The following is a 1,171-nucleotide window of genomic DNA, read 5'->3' on the forward strand; positions in this document are numbered from 1 at the left end:
GTTATACCCGAGCTCAAAGCATTCGTTGCCTTCGGGCTTGCTGTTTGGCAGCTGGCTGGTGTTTTTCATCAGGGGCTTCAGATTTTTTTGGGTAGGCTATAGCATTAATAGCGCGACCCTGTGTGCGAATAGTGCTTTTCCGGCTTTTAAATGGCGCAGAGTAGTGGTGTTTCATAGTCTTTCCTGACCGTGCTGGCTTTTGCATGAATACTATTTAAGAATAACAGTAACTCAACCGTTGGGTTAGTCTGAATTTGTACTTAAGTGAGAGTTTCAATTGCAGTATGCAACGCTATGTTAATAAAAGGTTGCAAACTGTTGAGCTAGTAAAATTCTGGTGATTTAAACAGTATTTCTTTTAACACGGTATGGCTGTTAATAGAAACTGAGTAAAGCAAGCGATAGGAGTTTGCAAAGAGAGGCCGACACAGAATGGATCTGTGCCAGTGCTGTAAGAGTATCAAGAGAAGGCTTCGGGTGTCAGGAGTTTTCCGGTAACTGCACGTTGACTTCAAGGGTCGAGCAGTCACCATCGGTATCCAGCCGGACGGAGATGGTGTTATCGGCGACCTGAAAATACTTTTCCACGACTCTCAGTATGTCCTGTTTCATAGCTGGCAGAAAGTCATGACCAGAGCGGTTCAGCCTTTCATGGGCAACCAGTATCTGAAGGCGCTCCTTTGCGACCGATGCGCTGCCCCCGGATTTGCTGGATTTAAAAAATTGCAGCAGACTCATGCACGACTCCTGAAAACTTTCTGGAAAAAGCCTTTTTTCGGAGGTTCAATAAACCGGTGAGGTAATTCAGCGCCCAGAAAGCGTGCGACCATATCGTTGTAAGCCTGACCGGCATCGGTTGTCTGCTGATGGATAACCGGAATACCATGGTTTGATGCCTTCAGAACGTCCTTGGATTCCGGGACAACGGCCAGCAATGGAATGGCAAGGATCTCCTGAACGTCTTCAACATTAAGCATATCGCCCATTTCCACCCTCGTCGGGTTATAACGGGTCAGCAACAGATGTTCTTTGACAGGATCAAGCTTCTTTTCAGCTCTCCGGGATTTGCTTTGCAAAATCCCCAGGATCCGGTCTGAATCCCTGACGGAAGAAACTTCAGGGTTCGTTGTTATGATCGCTTCGTCAGCAAAGTACAGAGCCATAAGCGCAC

General features: G+C 46.9%; 2 protein-coding genes and 1 pseudogene. All 3 read right to left on the reverse strand.

From position 1 onward, the window contains the following. Positions 1 to 13 precede the first annotated feature (13 nt). Positions 14 to 175, reverse strand: a complete 162-nt coding sequence (locus tag KDK18_RS03935) for a hypothetical protein (RefSeq protein WP_257253360.1) — start codon at positions 173 to 175, stop codon at positions 14 to 16. Positions 176 to 480: 305 nt separating this feature from the next. After that, the gene (gene minE / locus KDK18_RS03940) at positions 481 to 738 is read right to left on the reverse strand and encodes a cell division topological specificity factor MinE (RefSeq protein WP_257253361.1); all 258 of its coding nucleotides are present in this window, start codon (positions 736 to 738) and stop codon (positions 481 to 483) included. Further along, a pseudogene (locus KDK18_RS03945) lies at positions 735 to 1,171 on the reverse strand (septum site-determining protein MinD); the annotation flags it as partial. The pseudogene KDK18_RS03945 and the gene minE, both read right to left, overlap by 4 nt.

It is taken from the genome of Endozoicomonas sp. SESOKO3, from assembly GCF_024606255.1.